General features: G+C 68.3%; 21 protein-coding genes. 14 read left to right on the top strand and 7 right to left on the bottom strand.

The genetic code is table 11. The features are described from left to right. Nucleotides 1-135 precede the first annotated feature (135 nt). Together ACZ6MZ_RS03135 and ACZ6MZ_RS03140 are read right to left on the bottom strand one after the other, a co-directional pair. On the bottom strand, nucleotides 136-1,371 hold the full coding sequence (locus ACZ6MZ_RS03135) for a DUF6932 family protein (RefSeq protein ID WP_469349464.1): 1,236 nt from the start codon (nucleotides 1,369-1,371) through the stop codon (nucleotides 136-138). Nucleotides 1,372-1,403: 32 nt separating this feature from the next. After that, nucleotides 1,404-1,808: an ATP-binding protein gene (locus ACZ6MZ_RS03140; RefSeq protein WP_384332590.1), complete on the bottom strand. Its 405-nt coding sequence runs from the start codon at nucleotides 1,806-1,808 to the stop codon at nucleotides 1,404-1,406. A gap of 130 nt (nucleotides 1,809-1,938) precedes the next feature. Here ACZ6MZ_RS03140 and ACZ6MZ_RS03145 point away from each other — a divergent pair, with 130 nt between their 5' ends. The 9 genes from ACZ6MZ_RS03145 (at nucleotide 1,939) to ACZ6MZ_RS03185 (ending at nucleotide 10,050) form a co-directional block, all read left to right on the top strand. Further along, the gene (locus tag ACZ6MZ_RS03145; RefSeq protein ID WP_469349466.1) at nucleotides 1,939-2,754 is read left to right on the top strand and encodes a helix-turn-helix domain-containing protein; all 816 of its coding nucleotides are present in this window, start codon (nucleotides 1,939-1,941) and stop codon (nucleotides 2,752-2,754) included. Beyond that, a complete protein-coding gene (locus tag ACZ6MZ_RS03150) occupies nucleotides 2,751-2,996 on the top strand; it encodes a DUF397 domain-containing protein (RefSeq protein ID WP_469349468.1) in 246 nt (81 codons plus the stop codon). The genes ACZ6MZ_RS03145 and ACZ6MZ_RS03150 overlap by 4 nt, the downstream gene beginning before the upstream one ends. Nucleotides 2,997-3,246: 250 nt before the next feature. After that, nucleotides 3,247-4,326, top strand: a complete 1,080-nt coding sequence (locus ACZ6MZ_RS03155; RefSeq protein ID WP_469349469.1) for a hypothetical protein — start codon at nucleotides 3,247-3,249, stop codon at nucleotides 4,324-4,326. A 79-nt stretch (nucleotides 4,327-4,405) separates the two neighbouring features. After that, entirely contained in the window at nucleotides 4,406-4,621 is a 216-nt protein-coding gene (locus ACZ6MZ_RS03160) for a type II toxin-antitoxin system VapB family antitoxin (protein ID WP_469349471.1), read from the top strand. Then, nucleotides 4,618-5,034 (top strand): PIN domain-containing protein, encoded by a 417-nt coding sequence (locus ACZ6MZ_RS03165; RefSeq protein WP_469349472.1) that lies wholly within the window; start codon nucleotides 4,618-4,620, stop codon nucleotides 5,032-5,034. The genes ACZ6MZ_RS03160 and ACZ6MZ_RS03165 overlap by 4 nt, the downstream gene beginning before the upstream one ends. A 221-nt stretch (nucleotides 5,035-5,255) precedes the next feature. After that, complete coding sequence (locus ACZ6MZ_RS03170; protein WP_384179461.1) at nucleotides 5,256-6,527, top strand: aspartate kinase; 1,272 nt, start codon at nucleotides 5,256-5,258, stop codon at nucleotides 6,525-6,527. Nucleotides 6,528-6,594: 67 nt separating this feature from the next. Next, nucleotides 6,595-7,653: an aspartate-semialdehyde dehydrogenase gene (locus ACZ6MZ_RS03175; RefSeq protein ID WP_469349474.1), complete on the top strand. Its 1,059-nt coding sequence runs from the start codon at nucleotides 6,595-6,597 to the stop codon at nucleotides 7,651-7,653. A 358-nt stretch (nucleotides 7,654-8,011) separates the two neighbouring features. After that, on the top strand, nucleotides 8,012-8,674 hold the full coding sequence (locus tag ACZ6MZ_RS03180; RefSeq protein WP_384179465.1) for a SigE family RNA polymerase sigma factor: 663 nt from the start codon (nucleotides 8,012-8,014) through the stop codon (nucleotides 8,672-8,674). Continuing rightward, nucleotides 8,671-10,050 carry a hypothetical protein gene (locus tag ACZ6MZ_RS03185; RefSeq protein ID WP_469349476.1) on the top strand — a complete coding sequence of 460 codons (1,380 nt, stop codon included), beginning with the start codon at nucleotides 8,671-8,673 and terminating at the stop codon, nucleotides 10,048-10,050. The genes ACZ6MZ_RS03180 and ACZ6MZ_RS03185 overlap by 4 nt, the downstream gene beginning before the upstream one ends. 74 nt (nucleotides 10,051-10,124) lie before the next feature. On the opposite strand, the gene ACZ6MZ_RS03190 is transcribed toward ACZ6MZ_RS03185, so the two are convergent. From ACZ6MZ_RS03190 to ACZ6MZ_RS03200, 3 genes are all read right to left on the bottom strand, one after another. Next, a complete protein-coding gene (locus tag ACZ6MZ_RS03190) occupies nucleotides 10,125-10,877 on the bottom strand; it encodes an SURF1 family protein (protein ID WP_469349477.1) in 753 nt (250 codons plus the stop codon). 113 nt (nucleotides 10,878-10,990) lie between these two features. Beyond that, the gene (locus ACZ6MZ_RS03195; RefSeq protein ID WP_469349479.1) at nucleotides 10,991-12,865 is read right to left on the bottom strand and encodes a S9 family peptidase; all 1,875 of its coding nucleotides are present in this window, start codon (nucleotides 12,863-12,865) and stop codon (nucleotides 10,991-10,993) included. A 78-nt stretch (nucleotides 12,866-12,943) separates the two neighbouring features. Beyond that, nucleotides 12,944-13,498: a TetR/AcrR family transcriptional regulator gene (locus ACZ6MZ_RS03200; protein ID WP_389789986.1), complete on the bottom strand. Its 555-nt coding sequence runs from the start codon at nucleotides 13,496-13,498 to the stop codon at nucleotides 12,944-12,946. Nucleotides 13,499-13,687: 189 nt separating this feature from the next. Between ACZ6MZ_RS03200 and ACZ6MZ_RS03205 the strand changes: the two genes are divergently transcribed. From ACZ6MZ_RS03205 to ACZ6MZ_RS03225, 5 genes are all read left to right on the top strand, one after another. Then, nucleotides 13,688-14,362, top strand: a complete 675-nt coding sequence (locus ACZ6MZ_RS03205) for a hemerythrin domain-containing protein (protein ID WP_469349481.1) — start codon at nucleotides 13,688-13,690, stop codon at nucleotides 14,360-14,362. 175 nt (nucleotides 14,363-14,537) lie between these two features. After that, complete coding sequence (locus ACZ6MZ_RS03210; RefSeq protein ID WP_469349482.1) at nucleotides 14,538-15,410, top strand: FAD-dependent oxidoreductase; 873 nt, start codon at nucleotides 14,538-14,540, stop codon at nucleotides 15,408-15,410. A gap of 140 nt (nucleotides 15,411-15,550) precedes the next feature. Then, entirely contained in the window at nucleotides 15,551-16,420 is an 870-nt protein-coding gene (locus ACZ6MZ_RS03215; protein ID WP_469349484.1) for an alpha/beta fold hydrolase, read from the top strand. Nucleotides 16,421-16,462: 42 nt separating this feature from the next. Beyond that, the gene (locus ACZ6MZ_RS03220; protein ID WP_469349486.1) at nucleotides 16,463-17,335 is read left to right on the top strand and encodes an FAD-dependent oxidoreductase; all 873 of its coding nucleotides are present in this window, start codon (nucleotides 16,463-16,465) and stop codon (nucleotides 17,333-17,335) included. Continuing rightward, nucleotides 17,319-17,966 carry a hypothetical protein gene (locus ACZ6MZ_RS03225; protein ID WP_469349488.1) on the top strand — a complete coding sequence of 216 codons (648 nt, stop codon included), beginning with the start codon at nucleotides 17,319-17,321 and terminating at the stop codon, nucleotides 17,964-17,966. Before ACZ6MZ_RS03220 ends, ACZ6MZ_RS03225 begins: the two co-directional genes overlap by 17 nt. A gap of 33 nt (nucleotides 17,967-17,999) precedes the next feature. Here ACZ6MZ_RS03225 and ACZ6MZ_RS03230 read toward each other — a convergent pair whose 3' ends face one another. Beyond that, the gene (locus tag ACZ6MZ_RS03230) at nucleotides 18,000-18,317 is read right to left on the bottom strand and encodes an immunity protein TriTu family protein (protein WP_469349489.1); all 318 of its coding nucleotides are present in this window, start codon (nucleotides 18,315-18,317) and stop codon (nucleotides 18,000-18,002) included. Then, nucleotides 18,314-18,757, bottom strand: a complete 444-nt coding sequence (locus ACZ6MZ_RS03235; protein ID WP_389790002.1) for a hypothetical protein — start codon at nucleotides 18,755-18,757, stop codon at nucleotides 18,314-18,316. The genes ACZ6MZ_RS03230 and ACZ6MZ_RS03235 overlap by 4 nt, the downstream gene beginning before the upstream one ends. Nucleotides 18,758-20,668: the final 1,911 nt, after the last annotated feature.

Here is a 20,668-nt window from a genome sequence, read left to right on the forward strand (position 1 = left end):
CTCACACCGCAAGGGGCGGCCCCACAGTGCTCAACACGACCCGACCCACCCCAAGTACCCCTCGGCCCCGACCCGCAGACAACAACCCCACCCCAGACACCTGACTGCACCCCAGCTCACCGCTGACGTCTTGCCTCAATCCTCGTGGAGCGAAAGATCGAGGAGCAGGTAGCTGTGGTGCTCACGGCCGAGCGGCGAGCGTGCCGTGAGGACGTGTACATCGGCCGCCACCTGCCGTTCCGCATACGCTCCCAGGAAGGCGGTCACCTTTTCCTTGAGAGTGCGGATCACGACGACGCCTTGTCCCGCGACCTCAATCTCGATAATCCCGCGGAGCTTGCTGCCGCCGACGACTGTGCCGAAGAGGCGATCTCGATGCTCCTCCACCTCGGCCGCCCTCAGAACCCTCCGGCACCGATCGGCGCCGGCCGAACTCAACCGAGAGGTCCTGCTCACAGTCGACAGCGACTGCCAGGTCAACGTGACATCCGCGCCGGTTGCCGCGAGTACATCAGAAAGCTCGGAAAGATGGCTGATGGCGCGACGGCCCAGAGGCAGGGTCATGTCGAGAACGGAATCCTCGACACCTGGCCCTGAATCGGCGCGGTCGGTCACATCAAGGATCCTGTTGATCGCTCGGTCGAGCAGCCCGTCGGAGTTACCGAAAACAGGCAGCTCTTCCTGGTTCTGCACCGACGTACCTTCGAGCACCATGCCGTACGAGGACGCGAAGGCCGGTCCCGAGTAGAGCTTGGTCGCGCGCTGGATTTCCTTGGGCACGGGGCCCGAATCGTTAGTGGGACGGAGTTCGTCCAAGGCGTATGCCACAGACTGCACTGCGGTCTGGAACGCCTTCAGCCAGTCGCCCAGCACTGCGGATTCGACTCGGTGCTTCTGCACTGGCGGACCATCGAGTGCGAAGCGGAGCACGGGGCGCCGAGATGGCTCGCTGCCGACAGGCTGTGCCAGAGGGCCATCGTTGAGTGCCTGACGCAGCCGCTTGCGTTGCGCAGAGTCCAATTCCGAAAGCGTATGAACGGGAGCGTTTCCCACTGCTTTTCTCCGCCGGGTCTGCAGCCAGGCGAGCAGCGCGTCTTTGTCCGCAGGGTCGGGAAGGCCCGGGGGAGTGCTCGCAGGGTCACCTCCACATAGCCGCGACGCCCAACGCTGCCAGATCTCGTCGTACAGCCCGAGCTGCTGGAACACCTCATCGTCTCCCGGCGCCATGGCGATTGAGTCGAACGCCTTCGGTGCGATGAGGTAGGCGAGATCCACGTCGCTGGGGTCCAGTTTGCCGCTGACGAAGCTACCTGCCAGCCATATGCGATCCCTATGGCAGCTGTGTCGTACGCGGCAGGCGAGGAGAACCATTCCCCTGAACGAGGACGGGCACTGCGGTCACCTCAGTGCAGGTCGGCGTCTTCGGGTTTGAGGTCCAGCTCGAACCAGACGAACTTGCCGAACGGGCGCTCGCCCACGCCCCAGCGGGACGCGATGGCCTCTACGAGCAGCAGGCCGCGGCCGCTCTGGTCGTCCGCTGCGGGGTGGCGTAAGCGGGGGCGGCGGCGGTTGGCGTCGTGGCATTCGACGCGTACGCGCTGATCGTCGGCGTCAACCTTGAGCAGGAGCGCCCCGCCGACGGGCACGCCGTGCCGAACGGCATTGGTCGCCAGTTCCGAGACGCAGAGAAGGACGTCGTCGAGCGCGTGGGCGTAGGCGCGGGCCTCGCCCAGAACGTCTCGGGTGAAGGCGCGGGCAGCGGGGACGGACGCGGCTGAGCGGTCGAACCGCATCGATGTGGTGAGCATGGTCGTGGTCACCCCGCGACCCGGGCGGGTCGGATTGCGTTGTTCATGCTCACAGGCTGGTCAGGACTGGCTACGCTCGGAAGCGACTGAGTAGATACGCGGCTTGGCGTATCAATCGGAGGTGCGAGCTGTGTCACTCCAGGACCCGCAGCCACCGGTCGCGTGGCGCTACGCCGGCGACCAGCTGAAGAGGTGGCGGACAAAGGCGGGCGTGAGCCGTGAGGAGTTGGGCACGGCGGCGAGCTACGCCCCGGACACGATCAAGTCGATGGAACAGGGCGTACGGATGCCGACGCCGAAGCTGCTGGACGCGGCGGACGACTTGCTGCGGGCGGAGGGGTTACTGAGCGCCGCGAAGCAGTATTTGCGGCGGGAGCGGTTTCCCGTGCGAGCACACGACTACATGCTCCACGAGCGTGAGGCGATCAGTCTGTGGTGGTACGAACTTGCCCTGGTGCCGGGGCTTTTGCAGACAGAGGACTACGCCCGAGCCCTGATCGGCAACCACTGCCCGCCATTCGACGACGAGACAGTTGAGGAGCGCGTCACCGCTCGTATTGAGCGTCAGTCGATCTTTGCTCGCAAGCCCCCGGTGGTCTTCAGTTTTGTGCTTTTCGAGGCCGTGCTGCGCACCCCGGTAGGGGGCCTCGAAGTCCACCGACGTCAGCTGCTCCATTTGCTGGAGATGGGTCGGCTGCGCCACGTATCGCTCCAGGTCATGCCATTCGACCGTGCCATCCCTGCCGCACTCATGGGGCAGATGGTGCTGATGGAAACACGCGACCACGACCGACTCGCATACGCGGAAGGCCAACCTGCGACGGAGCTGACGCCCGATCCGGACGTGGTGAGTTCGCTGACTGAGCGTCATAGCATGATTCGCATGCAGGCCCTCAGCGTTGAGGAGTCGGCCTGTTTCATCGAGCGGATAGTGGGTGAGCTGTGAGCGATCAGCGACAGTGGTTCAAGTCCAGCTACAGCGATTCTGAGGGCGGTGCCTGCGTCGAAGTCGCCCTGTCCTGGAGCAAGTCCACGTACAGCGACGCCGAAGGTGGCAACTGCGTCGAGGTTGCCGCTTGCCCCGCCGCCGTCCACATTCGGGACTCCAAGCGCACCGCCGGTCCCGAGCTGGCCGTGCCCGCCGCTGCGTGGGGCGCGTTCGTCTCGTACGCGAGCCGTCGCGCCTGAGAAACCGCAGGTCGTTCCGGAGCTCAAGCCTCGGGCTCCGGGCCTCGGGTTCCGAGCTCTTCCCAATGGAGTGGGCGGTTGAGGGAAACCAACCTCCCACCCAAGCCCCTGCCTGACTAGGAGAGATGACTTTCCGTGGTCGGCTTGCGCCACAGCGTGGTGACCGTTTAGGTTCGCAGCATTAAGCAGCCCCGGTCGGTGCGCCAACACCGAGTCCGGGGCCTGACCGACGGATCGAAACGGATCGATCGTGGCTTCCCAAGACCTTAGTGCCGCCCTGCCCGCGCCCGCACATCCCCTGGCCAATCCCGGCTACGGCAAGCGCTGTGCGCCCGACCAATGCCCGCGCGGCGAAGCCGACTTCGCACATCTGCGCACGAGGGAAGCGGCCATCGCCGCGTACATCGATCGCCTGCCCGAGGGCACGGCGATAGGCTACAAAGCCCTCGCCGCGAACGTCGCCGACTACGGGCAGCAGGCGTGCGGCAAGGCGCTGAACTTCCTGTCGGACGCAGGCCACCTGCGCCGGGTGAAGGAACACCTGGCGCTGGAGGACAGCAGCTTCCGCTGGGTGACGCGTACGTACTTCTCCCGTACGGCCAGGGACGACGACTGGTGGAAGGCGTTCGTGGGCGGCCTTCGGGGGGTCGACCTCACCGAGGCGGAGAGGCGGGCCAAGGCGGCCGCCGAGTCGAACCCCGGGCCCGCACCCGAGCCCGCCGCCGGGCCGGAACCGCAACCGGAACCGCAACCACGACCGCAACCCGAGCCGCGGCCCGCCCCGGCGGCGCCCGCACCCTCCGACGCGTACCGCGTCCTCGCCCGTCTCGGCCGTACCGAGCCCCGTATGACGCTGTCCGCCGCCGAGTGCGCCGCGCTCGAAGGGCTGGCCGCGACGTGGCTGGCGCGTGGTGCGACGCCGGATCACCTCACCCGTTCCCTGACCGCCGGGCTGCCGCATCCCCTGCACAGTCCCGGTGCGATTGCCCGTACCCGACTGGAGAACAAGATGCCGCCCGAGCCGGTCAGCGCACCCTCGTACATCACCCGTGCCGTGACGGTCTGCATGACCTGCGACGTACCCGAGACGACAACGCTGCTGATCAGAGGCGTATGCGTCGACTGTCGCGAGGAGATGACGGCCTACGACGTGGCGGAGGAGGCCGGGGCGGTCATCGACGCGATCCCCGACACCTTCCGCGCGGTCCCCGCCCAGGTGGACGTCGCCCGCCGGGCATCGGAGGCCCGCGCCGCGGCCGGCCTGAAGGCACGGGCGATCCCCCAGCCCCTACACGGGGCCCTAGGACGCGCCCAGCACCCAGCGACCTGACCGACGTAACGACCTGACCGACGCAACGACCTATCGTGGAGGTAGCCCGGTGATTCCATGCATGGAAAGGCGGCTCGACATGGCCCGCATCACTGTCGAGATCGACGCGGAGTTCCTCGAAGACATCCGTAAGGCATACGGTGCGGAGACGGATGAGGAGGCGGTCAAGGCCGCCGTGGTGGACGCCGCGAAACGCCTGCGACGCCGGGAGTTCAGCGACGCCATCAAGTCCGGGGAAATCGACCTCATGTACGACGCCCGTACCGAACACGGGCAGGAGTCGTCCGCAGCGTGAGTGAGCGATATCTGATCGATAAATCCGCATTCGCCCGCTGGCATCGGTCGGCCGTGGCGGAGGTGCTGGATCCGCTTCGGGAGCGGGGGCTGCTCTGTATCTCGGGAGCGGTGCGCGTCGAGGTCATGTACTCCGCGCGCGGTGCCACTGACGCGAAGCGGCTGGAGCGCTGGTTATCCGGCTTCGAGTATCTGCCGTGTCCGGACGAGGTCTGGGACACCGCGGAGGACATTCAGCGGCAGGCGATGATCAAGGGCAACCACCGCGCGTTGTCTCTCGCCGATCTGCTGATCGCCGCCACTGCCCAGCGACACAAGGTCACCGTGCTGCACTATGACGGCGACTACGACCAGATCGCCGAGATCACCGGGCACCCCTCCCGGTGGGTCGTGGATCCCGGAGCGGCCGACTGACTGATCGAAGGCGGGCTCGCTCTCGTGGGACTCGTGTGACGCACCCCACGTTTCTGCGTGTCGTCGGTCATCGGGGGCATGCATTCTCACCGAGCGGGCGGCTACGTCTCCTGGTAATCATGAAGTGAGCGGGACATCTCACGATGTGGTATAGCCCAGGCATCGCGCGGCCGCTCGTTAAACTGAGCCGACAGTAGTAATGGACTGAGCGAGGAGCGCACGTGGGCCTTGTCGTGCAGAAGTACGGAGGCTCCTCCGTAGCCGATGCCGAGGGCATCAAGCGGGTCGCCAAGCGAATCGTCGATGCCAAGAAGAACGGCCACCAGGTGGTCGTCGTGGTTTCGGCGATGGGCGACACGACGGACGAGTTGATCGATCTCGCCGGACAGGTATCCCCGATCCCTGCCGGGCGTGAGTTCGACATGCTGCTGACCGCCGGAGAGCGGATCTCCATGGCCCTGCTGGCGATGGCGATCAAAAACCTGGGTCACGAGGCCCAGTCGTTCACCGGTAGCCAGGCGGGCGTCATCACCGACTCGGTCCACAACAAAGCGCGCATCATCGATGTCACGCCGGGCCGGATCCGTACCGCGCTGGACGAGGGCAATATCGCCATCGTCGCCGGTTTCCAGGGGGTGTCCCAGGACAAGAAGGACATCACTACCCTGGGGCGTGGCGGCTCGGACACCACCGCTGTCGCGCTCGCGGCCGCGCTGGAGGCCGAGGTGTGTGAGATCTACACCGATGTGGACGGTGTCTTCACCGCTGACCCGCGGGTCGTGAAGAAGGCCCAGAAGATCGACTGGATCTCCTTCGAGGACATGCTGGAGCTCGCCAGCTCCGGTTCCAAGGTGCTGCTGCACCGCTGCGTGGAGTACGCACGCCGCTACAACATTCCGATCCATGTCCGCTCCTCCTTCTCGGGGCTGCAGGGCACATGGGTCAGCAACGAGCCACAAGGGGCACGCAAGGTGGAGCAGGCCATCATCTCCGGTGTCGCCCATGACACCTCCGAGGCGAAGATCACGGTCGTCGGTGTCCCCGACAAGCCCGGTGAGGCCGCCACGATCTTCCGGGCCATCGCCGACAACCAGATCAACATCGACATGGTGGTGCAGAACGTCTCCGCCGCGTCGACCGGTCTCACTGACATCTCCTTCACGCTGCCGAAGACCGAGGGCCGCAAGGCCATAGACGCACTGGAGAAAACGAAGTCGACGATCGGGTTCGAGTCGCTGCGCTACGACGACCAGATCGCCAAGATCTCGCTGGTCGGCGCCGGTATGAAGACCAACCCCGGGGTCACGGCCAGCTTCTTCGAGGCGCTGTCGGACGCGGGTGTGAACATCGAGCTCATCTCGACCAGTGAGATCCGTATCTCGGTGGTCACCCGTTCGGACGAGGTCAACGAGGCCGTGCGCGCGGTGCACACCGCCTTCGGGCTCGACAGCGACTCCGACGAGGCCGTGGTCTACGGGGGCACGGGACGATGACCCGGGCCGGTGCGTACGCGGGCTTCGGGCGCGCGTACGCCGGGCGTAGAAGCGGAAGCGGCGCGCGATGAACGGCAGGCCGACGCTCGCGGTCGTGGGTGCGACCGGGGCCGTCGGCGCCGTCATGCTCCAGATCCTGTCGCAGCACGCCGACGTCTGGGGCGAGATCCGGCTGATCGCCTCGCCCCGTACGGACGGCCGCAAGCTGTCGGTGCGCGGCGAGGAGACCGAGGTCGTCGGGCTCTCCGAGGAGGCCCTCGACGGCGTGGACGTCGCGCTGTTCCTCGTACCGGACGAGGTGTCCGCCCAGTGGGCACCGATCGCCGCGGCCAAAGGCGCGGTGGTCGTGGACAATTCTGCCGCTTTCCGGCTGGACCCCGATGTCCCGCTGGTCGTTCCCGAGCTGAATCCCCACGCCGTACGGGCCCGTCCGCGCGGCATTGTCGCGAGTCCGGGCTGTGCCACGCTGTCGATGATCGTCGCGGTGGGCGCGCTGCATGCCGAGTTCGGCGTGCGCGAGCTGGTGGTCTCCTCGTACCAGGCGGTCAGCGCCGCCGGCCAGGACGGCGTCAGCGCTCTGCGCGATCAGCTCTCCATGGTCGCCGGTACGGAACTGGGCACGCATCCGGGCGATGTGCGCCGCGCCGTGGGCGACACCACCGGTCCCTTCGCCGCCCCGCTGGCGCTCAATGTCGTGCCGTGGTCCGGTTCGCTCCGGGAGGGCGGCTGGTCCTCGGAGGAGATGGCGATCCGTGAGGAGACCAGGAAGATCCTGGATCTGCCCACGTTGCGGGTGACGGCGACGTGTGTCCATGTCCCCGTGATCACCACGCACTCGCTGGCCGTGCACGCGCGCTTCGAGCACGAGATCACGGTCGACCGGGCGCACGAGATCCTGGCGACCTCGCCGGGGGTGGTGCTGTTCGACAATCCGGCGGCGGGCGATTTCCCGACGCCCGCGGATGTGGTGGGCACGGACCCCACCTGGGTGGGGCGCGTACGGCGCTCGCTGGACGATCCCAGGGCGCTGGAGCTGTTCGTCTGCGGCGACAACCTCCGTAAGGGCGCCGCGCTGAACACCGCGCAGATCGCCGAGGCCATCGCGGTGGAGCTGTCGAAGCGGTGACGGGCGGTGTCGTGCCCGGCCGCGCGCGGCCCTAACTCCGGGCTGTGCGGAGGCAGTCGGCGGAAAACCAGGCGCCCCCGATCCTTAAATCTTTGTAGGGTCTGTGAACGTCCTGTGATCAAGTCGAAGGTCTGTACCGCTTGAGCTGGGCGTTGTCATGTCCGACGATGTGGATCCGTCTTTCTGTGGAGGCACTGCAACCGCCGGCCGACCGGAAAGCGTCTCTGCGGTCGCCCCTGTGCGTCGCAAAAAATTGGGGCATTGGGGGAGATTCGGTACGTATGAGGGCAATTGGTGCACCGTCAAATGGGCTGGCGTGCGCGTACAACCCTGACGGGGGGAAGCGTGTCCAACAGGCGTGGCAGAGGTTCTCGACATCACAGGGATTGTCCCGGTGCGCGGCGTTGCAGTGCGCCCCCTCCGGCGACCGCGCACGGCCGGTGGCATGCCGGTGATCGCTCCCATGCCCGCTGCGCGGCCGACCCGCATCCCGTCCCAGCGCGACGGCGCTGACGACACGATGACAGCGGGTACCACCGTCGACCACCTCACCGAGACCTATCGCGCCCATTACCGGTCGCTGCTCGGTCTCGCGGCCCTTCTGCTGGACGACACCGCCTCCTGCGAGGACGTCGTCCAGGAAGCCTTCATCCGCGTGCACTCCGCGCGCAATCGCGTACGTGAGCCGGAGAAGACGCTCGCGTATCTGCGGCAGACTGTCGTGAACCTTTCCCGGTCCGCGCTGCGCCGGCGCATCCTCGGCCTCAAGCTCCTCTCGAAGCCGATGCCCGACATGGCGAGTGCCGAGGAGGGCGCGTACGACCTGCTGGAGCGGGACGCGCTGATCAAGGCGATGCGAGGGTTGCAGCGCCGGCAGCGCGAGGTGCTGGTCCTGCGCTACTTCGCGGACATGACCGAGGCGCAGGTCGCCGAGACACTGGGGGTCTCCCTGGGCTCGGTGAAGGCGTACGGCTCGCGGGGCATCGCGGCGCTGCGCGTCGCGATGGAGGCCACGTCATGAGTGGGCGGAAGAACCGGCGCGGATTCGGCCGGGCAGAAGGCCGTGAGAACGAGCAGACCGGTCCGGACGCGCCGATGGACGACCTGACTGGAAACGGAATTGTGAAGAACGGGCCGGATAACGAGCTGAGCGGCCTCGGCGGTACGGGTGCCGGCAGCGGCAGCGGCAGCGGAAGCGGAAGCGGAAGCGGCAAGGGAAGCGACAGCGGAAGGGCGAGCGGTTCGGGCGGCGACCCGGGCGGCGGCCCGAGCGGCGACCCGGGCGGTGACTGGCTGGGCGACCTGCAAGGTGACCTGCGCGGCGGCCTGAGCGGTGATCTGAGCGGGAGCTTCGGCGGCGACCTGAGCGGGAGCTTTGGCGGGGACGAGCTGGCGCTGCGCCGGATGCTGCACAGCGCCGTGCAGGACTTGGAGCCGGCCGACGGCGTACTCGACCATCTGCGCAAGGCGGTGCCGACCCGGCGGGCCAGAAAGCGGCAGGCGATCGTCGGGATGGCGGCCGCGGCGCTCCTGTTCGGCACGGCGGTCCCCGCCTTCGTCCATGTCGCCAACTCCGGCGGTCTGTCCGACGGGAACCCCGTCAACGCCGGTCATGGCCAGCAGCAGGGCGGCAAGGGCGACGGCGGCAAGGGCGGCGACGGCACCGAGCAGGACTCGGGCCTGCCGTCCGACAAGGTGTCCGCCGACGAGGGCGACCCCGGTAAGACCGGCGAGCCCGGTGCGGACGCGTCGGGGTCGCCGAACGGTGTCCCGGGCGGCGCGGCCAGCCCTGGTGACACCTACACCGCCTCGTCGCCCACCTGCGACGCGAGCCAGCTGCAGGTCACCACGGCCGAGGCGGGTTCACCCGGCTCCGACGGCAAGGTGTACGGGACCTTCCGCGTCGCCAACGTCTCGGGCGCCGACTGCTCGGTCAACGGCAGCGGTTCGATCAACTTCCAGGCGGCGGGCGCGGCCGACGCCACCAAGATCAGCGTCGTGGCGCACACGGCGGGTGACGCGGCGAGCGGGCTGCCCGATCCGTCGCTGGAGACCAACGCGGTGGTCCTGGGGCCGAACAGCGCGTACGAAGTGCAGTTCGCCTGGGTGCCGACGGACAGCTGTCCGTCGGTGGGCCCCTCGCCCGACCCCACGGCCACCGACGACGGCTCGTCGGGTGTGAGCGGCGGCGGGTCCGGCCCTGATGCGGGCGCGGGCGCGGGCTCCGGCTCCGGCGCGTCGAACGCGGAGACCCAGCTCGTGAACGACGGCGGTACGGCCGACGGCAGCGTCTCGGTGTCGCACACGGCGGAGCCGGGCGCGCCGAACGCACAGGCCACGATCCCCAACGCCTGCGCGGGCACGATCTACCGGACGGGCGTCCTCAGCGCGTCGTAGCGAGGCGCTGTAGCGGGGTGCTGTAGCGGGGCGGGGGCCGAAGGTACCCGCCCCATGCCGCGACCGGACAGGGCCTAGGCGGCGGTCTCCAGTCCCAGTGCCCGATCCTTGACCGCTTCGGCCTCGCGCCGGTACAGCCGGAACCACATGAAGACCACGAAGCCGGCGAAGACGAACCACTCACCGGTGTAACCGAGGTTCTGGAACGCCTTGAGGTCGAGCCCGGTGTTCTGCGGCGCGGCCGCGGGCACGGCCCGCAGCCCGTCCGACGCCTCGCTGACGGTGATCCAGGCGTCGTACACCCCGTACGGCACGAGGTTGACCAGCGACGCGGCGCTGATCATGCCCAGCTGCCCCTGCGGCAGCCCGCCGCCCGCCCGCACCCCGTCGGACCCGGTGGACTCGGACGCCTGAAGGGATCCGGTCACGGTGACCTCGCCCGCGGGCGGCGCGGGTGCTTTCTTGCCGGGGGCCAGCCATCCACGCACCACCGGCAGCGCCTGGCCGCCGTCGGTACGCAGCATGGTCAGGACATACGAGCCGTTCTTGCCGTCCAGCTCCCGGTCGGGCACCAGGAACTGATCGCCGTACCGGCCGCTCGCCGTCGCGTGCCGCCCGGATGTCTCCTGATCGACCGGGAGCAGGGTCTCCACCGCCACCGCGGCCCGCTTCCCCGGATCCGGCCGCTCCTCGGCGGCCTTGTGCGAGTCGACACGGTCCTCGAAGCGCCCGAGCTGCCACGTCCCCATAAAGATGCAAAAGGGAATCGCCAGCACGACGAAGACATTGATCCCCCACCAGCGTGGAGTCACCAGGAACCGGTACACCCCTCCACGGTACGGAACGCGGCCCCGCGACTCGGCCGCGGGGCCCCGGCCCGCCCCCTCCTCCCTCGGCTGCCGCCCCGGGGCAGACGCCTGGTCTGACCCAGGCGCCTCGTTCAGCCCAGGTGCCTCGCCGCGAAGTCCAGCTCCAGCCGGACCTGCTTGATGCGCTCCTCCACCACCAGCGAGCCGTGGCCCGCGTCGTACCTGTACACCTCGTGCGTCGCGCCCCGGGCCGTCAGGCGCTCCACGTAGTTCTCCACCTGGCGGATCGGGCAACGGGGGTCGTTGACACCGGCCGAGATATAGACCGGGGCCCGTACCGCGTCGACGTACGTCAGGGGGGACGACGCCTCGAAGCGCTCGGGCACCTCCTCCGGTGTGCCGCCCAGCAGGGTGCGGTCCATCGCCTTGAGGGCTTCCATCTCGTCGTGGTACGCCGTCACGTAGTCGGCGACCGGCACCGCCGCGAGCCCCAGGGCCCAGGCCTCCGGCTGGGTGCCGAGGCCGAGCAGGGTCAGATAGCCGCCCCAGGACCCGCCCGCGAGAACCAGCTTCGCCGGGTCGGCCAGCCCGGAGGTCACCGCCCACTCGCGGACCGCCGCGATGTCCTCCAGCTCGATCAGCCCGACCCGGTGCTTGAGCGCGTCCGTCCACTCCCGTCCGTACCCGGTGGAGCCGCGGTAGTTGACCCGTACGACCGCGTACCCGTGGTCGACCCACGCGGCAGGGCCCGCCGCGAACGCGTCGCTGTCGTGCCACGTCGGCCCGCCGTGGATCTCGAAGACCGTCGGGAACGGGCCTTCACCCGCGGGCCGCTGCACCAGTGCGTGGACACGGCCGCCCGGGCTCTCGACCCACGCGTCCTCCACCGGCACCGAGGCGGGCGCCTTCGGCCCCGGCGGGTCGAGCACCACCCGGCCGGCCGTGGAACGCACCACCGGCGGCCGCGCGGCCGACGACCACAGATACTCCACGCTCCCGTCCGGCCTGGCTGTCGCCCCCGATACCGTCCCGGCCGGGGTGTCCACCGCGATCAGCGCGCCCTTGGCGAAGTCGTACCGCCAGAGCTCGCTACGGGCCTCGAAGCTGTGCGCGGCCAGCAGCCCCGAGCCATCCGGATACCACTCGGCGTTGACATCACCGGGCAGCTCGATCGCGAGATCGGTCTCCTTGCCGGTCAGCGGATCCCAGATCATCGGCTCCCAACGGCCCCGCCGCTGATGGCCGATGAGCAGCCGGCTGTCTCCATCCACCGGCGCGAAGCCCAGCACCTCAAGGCCCAGCTCGCGCGTGCCGCCCTCGGTGTCGTCCAGGTTGGCCACCAACGAGCCGTCCAGCCGCAGCACCCGAACCGCCGAGTGCATCGCGTCCCCGTGCTCGGTGTGCTCGATGGCGAGCAGCTCGCCGTCGTACGACAGATCACCGACGCCGGCCGACTCCCGGTGCCGGTAGATCTCGACGGGCGCCTCCCCCGGCCGTACGACATGGACCGTCGATCCGTCGTCGTCGGTCGACCGCCCGACGACCGCCGTGCCGTCCCGCCCGAGCGCGAGCCCGGCCGGATAGGAGGGATCGAGCCCCGGCGCCGCGGGCTCGTCGAGGCCGGGGGCCCCGGCGCCGTCCCGGCCGCCCTGCTGGTCCGGACCGCCCTGCGGGTCCGGTCCGGCGGGCTTGTCCGCTCCAGGGGTGAACGGCTGCCGCATCCAGACCCCGAATTCATCCCCGTCCGTGTCCGAGAACCACCAGATCCACTCGCCGTCGAGCGAGAGCACCCCGTCCGTCGTCCCGTTCGGCCGGTCGGTCGCCTGCCGCTGCTCGCCCGTCGCGCGATCCCACGCGTACAGCTCGTACGTCCCTGTCGCGTTGGACACGAACAGCGCCCGGTCGGGCGCGTCCTCCGCCCAGTCGGGCAGCGAAACCCGCGGCGCCCGGAAGCGCTTCTCCCACTCCGGCATGGAGTCCGGCGTCGAACCGGTGATCTCAGTCATGACCCCATTCTGCGCTCGCCCCCTGACATTCCGTCGGCGTCCCCCTGAGCCTGTGGACAACTCCGGAAGCTCGGTCCGCTATCGGTCCTCGATCAGCATCTTCGTGGCCATGGAGGCAAGCTCCGCCTCGGCCTGGTCCCAGCTCCAGCCGCAGTCGTCGATAAGAGTGCGCCACGCGCCCAGGCCGAAGCAGAACCACAGCACATCCGCACACCGGTCGACGGTCGTGCCGGGCCTGAGGGCGCCGAGATTGTCCAGATGTGCTGCGATTTCGCGCAGGGCAGAGTTATACAAGGCAGTGCCCTCGTCCCAGAGTGCTTCCGCAGCCTCATGGACGGGTAGAGCACTGTAGAGGATGGCAATGGACTCGCGGTGTTCCTCGTTGTCGAGGCGCGTGCGGTGTGCCAGCAAGGCGATGGCGTCGACGGCGTCCGTCGTGCGCCGTACCTGTTTCACGGTCTCCTGAGCGCCCGAGTTCTTGACGGCTCGGTGCACGGTCTCCCGCAGGATCTCCAGCCTGCCGCCGGCGCTCACATAGACCGTCTTGACCGCGGTCCCGGCCTCGCGGGCGATATCGGCGACGGTCACTCGCGCGTAGCCGCGCTTCAGGAAAAGCCGTCGCGCAGCGTCCATTATGTCGCGCCGGGTCGCTGCCGCAGTGAGGGCGCGGCGCGGGGAGTGGTATGGCCGGACGCCGGACATAAGGGCATTTTATGACAGACATTGGGCGCAGTAAACTTGATTTCATTGCTCATGGTATTACCCGAATTCGAGGGATAGATGATGACTGCTTCACCCACGCTTCGGGCCGAGGGTGCACGCATGTACGAGGAGTTGCTGGCCGTTCACACGATCATGCGCCGGGGCACCGCCCTGGTCTGCGAGTCGTTCGCGCGCCTGGTCGACGGTGAGCCCGTCGACGCCAGGGCGCTGGTGGCCACGTCCCGCTGGCTGATCGAGTTCGTTCACCGCCATCACGCGGGTGAGGACGTGCTCTTCTGGCCGGTGCTGCGCGACCTGTTTCCCGACTCGGTCGCTGAAATCGACGAGCTGACCATCGAGCATCAGGCACTCGACGCCGAGTTGCACGCCCTTGCGAGGGCGCTCGATGCGATAGCCACCCCGGAGGTCGTGGGGCCGCACCCCGCGTCCCTGGTGATCGTCGGCCAGGCGGCCCTATACGGGCTGCCGTCGGCGCAGCGGGTCCAGGCCATCCTGATCAAGCAGTTCGACGAGGAGGAGCCGGTGCTGCTGGAGCTGTTCCCGCGCGTGCCGGACCGCGACATCCTGAGGCTGCGGAAGTCGATCGTCCAAGGAGTCACGCGTACGAGCCCCCACCTGGTGCTCGGCCTCCTGGAGGACCCGGACCGGACGCCGGCGTACGCGGAGATGGTGAGCCACTTCCCCGCAGCCCTGCGCTGGACGAGGCCGGTACTGCTGGCGCGCTACCGCTCCATCAAGAAGGCACTCGGAGTCTCCACGCCCACCCGCCTCTGACCCCCTCCACATCTCCCGCCCCACCCCCGCCCGGCCCCCGGCGCTCCCTCAGTCCGCGCCCAGCGGGGGCGGGGCGCGGAACGCCACACGATCAGGGCGTTCGGATCTTCGTACGGCTCGTGGTGATGGCTTATGACCGGCCGCCGGTGGGTCGGCTTGAGAGTGTGATCGCTCGGTGTCAGCTGCCCGGGCGATGCGCACGCTGCGTCGTGCGCATCGGCTCGGGCTGGCCGAAGTCCCTCGGGCCGACGTCGAGTTGCTGCGGGAGCACAAGACCGGCGTGGTCGACGGCATGGTCAAGACCAACCGGAAGCAGTTCCGCGACTCCGGAATGGAACTGGTCCTCGGAGAAGCCCGGTTCACCGCGCACCGTACGGTCGAGGTGACGCTGGACGACGGCGGCTCCCGTACGCTGCGCGGCGACGAGACGGTCATCGACACCGGTACCCGGCCGCTCGTACCGGCAATCCCCGGGCTGGCCGACGCCGGCGCGCTCACCAGTGACACCCTGCTGCGCCTCGACCGGCTGCCGGAGAGCCTGGTCGTGATCGGGGGCGGCCCGGTCGGTCTGGAGTTCGCCGACATGTTCGCGGCGTTCGGCAGCCGGGTCAGCGTGACCGTACCGGGGCCGCGGCTGCTGCCCGCCGAGGACGAGGACATCGCCGAGGCGGTCACCGCCCAGCTGACCGCCTCGGGCGTCGAGGTCCATACCGGCCGGCACGTCGCCTCCGTCGAGCGTGACGCGGACGGCCGGGCTGTGGCCAGGGCGGCGGGATACGACGTGCGCGTCGCCAAGCTGCCCGTGGCCGCCATTCCGCGGGCCCGTACGACCCTGGAGACGGAGGGGATCTGGAAGGCGGTCGTCGACCGGGACACCGAGCGGATCCTCGGCGTGGCGCTGCTCGGGGCCGAGGCGGGCGAGACGCTGACCACCGTACAGACCGCCATGCTCGCGGATCTGCCCTACACGGCGCTACGAGACATGATCATCACGCACCCCACCATGAGCGAGGGGCTCAATCTCCTCTTTGCCGCGCTCCAGGACTGAACAGGGTCGGCTTGCGGCCCGCGAGATTGAGGCGCAGGCTGGAATTTCGTTGGAATTGCGCTGTACATGAGCCGGTTGTGCCTGCTCAGAGGGGTATTCCCCGGCGATCCGCCCGCGACGTTCTCGCAAGGTGAGGCACCATGAGTAATTCCGTCACTCACTACAGGACGGCGACCGTCGAAGGCCTGGAAGTCTTCTACCGCGAAGCCGGCGACCCGTCCGCTCCGACCATCCTGCTGCTGCACGGATTTCCTTCCAGTTCGCACATGTTCCGTCAGCTGCTGGCCTCCTTGGGGGACCGGTATCACCTGATAGCGCCGGATCACATCGGTTTCGGTCTGTCGGCCATGCCGTCGGTCACTGAGTTCGAATACAGCTTCGACAGGCTGACGCAGATCACCGAAGGACTCATAGACCAGCTCGGTATCGATCATTTCGCTCTCTATATCCACGACTACGGGGCCCCGATCGGTCTGCGCATCGCCAGCCGTCATCCCGAACGCGTGACCGCGCTGATAACCCAGAGTGGAAACGCCTACATGGAGGGCTTCACTCCCTTCTGGGATCTCCTGTTTGCGCACGCCAAGGACCGTGCGGCGAACGAAGAGGCAGTCCGTAAGGTCTTCACGCTCGATACGACGCGCTGGCAGTACACCCACGGCGTGCCCGCAGACCGGCTCGACCGGATCGCACCCGATGCGTGGCTCATGGACCAGGCGGGCTTGGACAGGCCGGGCAACGACGCGATCCAACTGCAGCTCTTCTGGGACTACCAGTTCAATCTGGACGGTTACCCCGTATTCCAGGAGTACTTCAGGAAGCACCAGCCTCCGCTGCTCGTCACCTGGGGCAAGAACGACGAAATATTCAACGCGGCAGGGGCCGAGGCGTACCGACGTGACCTGCCGGAAGGCGAATTCCACCTGCTCGACACCGGGCATTTCGCGCTGGAGACCCACGGGGAAGAAATCAGCGACTACATCCACGACTTCATGAGCCGGGTGCGCTGACCGCCTTCCCCCAAGGCTCGCTGACGGAAAGGGCTGGGGCTGATGACGGCGTCTGTTGATCCCGACCGCTCGGAATGGGACGTCATTGTCCTGGGCGGCGCCGCGGCGGGTGAGAATGTGGCCCAGTACGCGACACAGTTCTCAGGGCTGGACGCGGTCCTGGTCGAGGCGCAATTGCTGGGTGGCGAATGCTCGTACTGGGCCTGTATGCCCAGCAAGGCTCTGCTGCGCCCCGTCGAAGTCCTCGGCAGCGCACGTCACGCGCCCGGGGTGGCCTCCCTGGTCGAGGGCGCGGGACTCGACGTACCGGCCGCGCTGGCCAGGCGGGACGTCGTCGTGAACGGCCTGGACGACACCTCGCAGATACGGTGGGCGCTCGACACGGGGATCGACGTGGTGCGTGGGTACGGGCGGCTCGCGGGGGAGCGGACCGTGGAGGTGGCCACGGCCGAGGGCCGTACGCGGACCCTGACGGCCGGGCAGGCGGTGGTGATCGACACCGGATCCTCCACCAAGATTCCGCCGATCCAGGGTCTGGCCGATGCACTTCCCTGGACCTCTCGCGACGTCACCAACCTGCACCAGGTGCCACGACGCGTGATCATCCTGGGCGGGGGAGTGGTCGCCTGCGAGTCGGCGACCTGGCTCCGCGGACTGGGCGTCGAGGAAGTGGACCTGGTGTACCGGCGCGAGCAACTGCTGCCCCACTCCGAACCGTTCGCCGGACAGCTGGTCGGCGACCGCCTCCAGGCCGCGGGCGTACGCCTGTTCGCGGGCAGGACGATCACCCGCGTACAACGCGACGACCCCTCGGCAGACGGGAGTCGGGCTGCCGCACGGCGGAGAGATCACCGCGCTGCTGGACGACGGCACCACCCTGCTCGCCGACGAGTTGGTCGTGGCCACCGGGCGTAAGCCGCACACCGAGAACATAGGTCTGTCCTCCGTGGGTTGTCCCGACGGTGGGTACGTAGAGGTCGACGACCAGCAGTGCGTGCGCGGCGTGGACGGGCAGTGGCTCTACGCCGTCGGCGACGTCTGCGGGCGGGCGCTGCTGACCCACATGGGCAAGTACCAGGCGCGGGTGGCGGGCGAGGTGATCGCGGCGCATGCCACGGGACGGCCGCCGCCCGGCGGGGACGAGAGCTGGCTGAACGCCGCGGCCGGGCACCGCGGTCTGCCGCAGGTGACCTTCACCGATCCGGAGGTCGGCTCGGCCGGCCTGACCGAGACGCAAGCGCGCGCCGCGGGTATCGACGTCGAGACGGTCGAGTACGACATGGCCGCTCTCGCCGGCACGTATGTACTGAGCGACGACTACATCGGCCGCGCCAAGCTGGTCGTCGACCGGGCGACGGACACCATCGTGGGAGCGACGTTCGTCGGAGCCGGCATCGCGGAGCTCGTCCACTCCGCGACGATGGCCATCGTCGCGCGCATACCGGTGCCCACGCTCTGGCACGTCGTCCCCAGCTACCCCACCGCAAGCGAGACCTGGCTCCGCCTCCTGGAAACCCTCCGCACCCAACGCCACCCCACCCCCTGAACTGGTCGGCGGGCGTGGGCGCGATGCGGCGAGTCACACGGACTTCGGCGGTCGCATCCAGTCCACGAGCGCTGCCATCGCGTTGGCGAGATCTGCGTGGGTTTGTAGGTCGCGATGCTCAGGGTGGACCTGACCACTTGCGACGTCGGCATAGTCCAGTTCCGCTTCGCCGCTGTCCCAGACCGTGACCGCGGCCAGGCGGGTCTCTGACTCCAGGGTCAGCCAGACGCTGGCCTTGTCACGGCCGTCGTCCGGAGACCTGCCGAGGTCGCAGCTGATCCCTTCCTCCGCCTTGAGATCCGCCGCGTGCTCGGCGAACCAGGCGGTCAGCGCCTGAGGGAGATCGGTCACGACGCGTCCGTCGGCAGGATGCGCGCCGGATCGGTGGCAGGGGCGAAGGAGGCGAGGCGGCTCGGGGCGCGAGGGTCTTCGTTGTCGGTGGCCCAGCCGACGGCGCCGGAGATCACGTAGTCCGTGCGGCCGTCCGAGGTCTCCAGAAAGTGGACGCGCTCGTTGCGGCCGAACTTGCCCGTATCCGCCACGATGCGGGTGCGCTCCTCGTCCGTGGCGCACCGGATGACGAGGCCGTCGTAGACCATCCCTGTTCGTATCGCCTCGACAGGCTTGAAGAGCACATCGATCCTTGGGCCACCGTCGACGGGTGCGCTGCGCAGCAGGAGCTGGCTGTGACTGAGTGAATAGGCCCAGACCTTGAACGCCCGATCAGAGCGGAACAACACCCGGCCCGGCGCGAAGTGGTCGTCCTGGTTGAGCCACGCATCCGTCTGCATCTGGGGATCTTGTCAGCACCCTGACCTTCCCCCTGATTTCTCTCCAACGACCGCCCGAAACGAAGGAAGAGCTTGACCCGCGACACAGATCAAGCCCCTGAGCTGGTGTTTCTGCTGTCGGGGTGGCGGGATTTGAACCCACGACCTCTTCGTCCCGAAGCAATTCGACCGACCGTCCGAGGCCCGAGAAAGATGATGTTGACCAGGCACGACAGTTCCTGAACGTCCGTGGCTGTTCGCGTCAGTACGTCGCCGTTGTAGCGCAGTTAGACACTCAGCCGCGCGCACACCGCATCCCCGAATCCGGGGCCAGGTAGAGCCCTCCCCCTCTACCCGACGCCCCGCCGCACCCCCGCCCGTGCCACTGGAAGCGTGGTCCGGTCGGCGCGGCCGGTAGAGGGGGGCCTTTACCTCGATAGAGGGAGGTGGTAGGGGGGTCTGACCTGGAAGGTAATGGGGGTAGAGGGGGTATGGCGGTCTCGTGCCGGCCGCGCCATAAAGGCGGTTTCAGGGGCAGGGAGGCAGGCAGGGAGGTTCGAGGGAGGCAGGGAAAACTCCCTGTCCGCCTCCCTGCCCTGCCTCTCCGTACTGGCCCGGGGTAACCGCCGGTTAGGGAGGTGAGGAGGCTTCTTCGGGAAGGGGTCCAGAACGGCCCCAGGGCGCCGTTTCGCTCCTCTGTCAGTGCCTCCCTCCCTTGTCGCGTCCCTTGTCGTCTGGCTCGTCGCTTGTCGAATCGCAGGTCACAAGCCCGTTCCGGGGGCTCCAGCATCTTCCGTGCGCGTTCTCAGGTGGGGTTGGCGACAAGCGACAAGCCAGCTGTGAACGGACCTCGCTCTGACACCGCGTGACACCTGACACCGTCACGGGACCGTGACACCCAGACCCCTAGGCGGGAGAAGGTGCCACACACCCTGACAGGGCTCGTGACACCGAGCCTGACACCCTGCCTCTGATACGCGACGTGCGAGACCCACGTAACGAAATGCATAACGAAACTCCCTGCGCGCCAGAGCTCAAGAGCAGGAAGGACCGCCCTGTCGGCCGGACGACTCTCGGGTGCCCACGGTCGGGGCTCCCTGAGGCTCGTGGGCGCGTGCCGGACCTGTTGTCTCACCTGTAGTGCGCCTGTTGCCTGTCGCCTGTCTGTTGCCTGCAGCCCCCAGGTCAGGAGGGGGGTACAGGCAACAGACGGCTCCCACAGGGCCCTGGATCGGGTCCAGGCGACAGGCTGAAAGGACCGCCCGCCGGGCGGGGCGACATTGGGCGCCTGCGGTGGGAGCTCCCAGAGGCCGTGGGCGCATGGACCCCCTTGGTAATGGCTTTCATTACCAAAGGCCGTAGCTGGGCCGTCGGATGTCACGTGGCGTGTTTCTTTTTCCTCCCCCTCTGAGGTCCGCTACAGCCGCTACGCCGCTACATCACAGGTCAGGGGCGGGTTATCTGTAGCGGATGGGTGTCGTGTAGCGGATAGGTTCCTCTACCGGCCCCGACTTCGGTGACGGATTGCGACAACGGGACAGGGTCGGAGACGGTCGGTCCGCCCCTCCCGTCCTCCATTGGAAGGCTCGCTGTCCCGGCGCGGCCGACATGGGCCCGGCGGGAGGCCCCTCCCCCTCCTGTCGGGTGCGCTACCGCCGCTACCGTGCAGGTCAGGGGCATGATCGAGGTAGCGGATAGGGGTAGCGGTAGTGGATGGCTGCCGCTACTCGCTTCCCCTCCCTCTGAGGATCCGCCACGTCCGCCACGCCGCCACAGTGCAGGTCAGGGGCTCGGATGTGTGGCGGATGCCCGGTCGTGTGGCGGATAGCTTCCGCCACACGACCGGCGCGGCTCCAGGACCAAGAACAAGAAGGACCGCCCGCCGGGCACGGCTTTTGAGGCGCGCACGGTGGGAGCTCCCAGAGGCCCGCA

Source organism: Streptomyces sp. NPDC042201 (genome assembly GCF_055582185.1).